A 514-nucleotide genomic window follows, 5' to 3' on the forward strand; every position below is an offset into this window, starting at 1 on the left:
ATGATTACTATGTAGATAAAACCGGGTTTGTTAAAAAATTAGAAGTTGGGGGAGCAACTGTTATCAAACCTTGATATAGATTATATTTATCCATAAAGTTTGCTATTTCAGGCTGGATATCTGACAATGAAAGTTTTTTTATGGATTGGTAATGAGAATGTATATGTATTAAACTATCCAAACTTAGATGTGAGGAAGAGTTTCAACGATGCTTTTTGACTTACCTGACACCGAGTCCGGCTTTGAAAGGTAGGGCAGAGATAGGTTTAATCAGGGCATTGCAAACAAATGATATTGGTAAGATAAGGGATATACTGTACAGTTTTTTGCATCAATTCCACATGACTGGTATAGAAAGAATGATAGAGTTTAAAGTTGTGGTTGATGAATCAGAGAATAAGGCGTTGAATCAGATAAAAGAGAAGAGGTACTTTGAGAAATATCAGAGTAAATACGATGAGATTTATTTGATAGGAATGGAATTTAGTAGAAAATATCGGAATATTGTTTATTT

At 32.7% G+C, this 514-nt stretch carries 1 protein-coding gene; it reads left to right on the top strand.

The features are described from left to right. Window positions 1-242: 242 nt before the first annotated feature. On the top strand, window positions 243-514 hold a 272-nt coding region (locus tag ACP5Q2_RS09960; protein ID WP_428099654.1), incomplete at its 3' end, for a PD-(D/E)XK nuclease domain-containing protein.

Origin of the sequence: Calditerrivibrio sp. (assembly GCF_049968475.1) — a bacterium.
Taxonomy (GTDB): Bacteria; Chrysiogenota; Deferribacteres; order Deferribacterales; family Calditerrivibrionaceae; genus Calditerrivibrio; species Calditerrivibrio nitroreducens_A.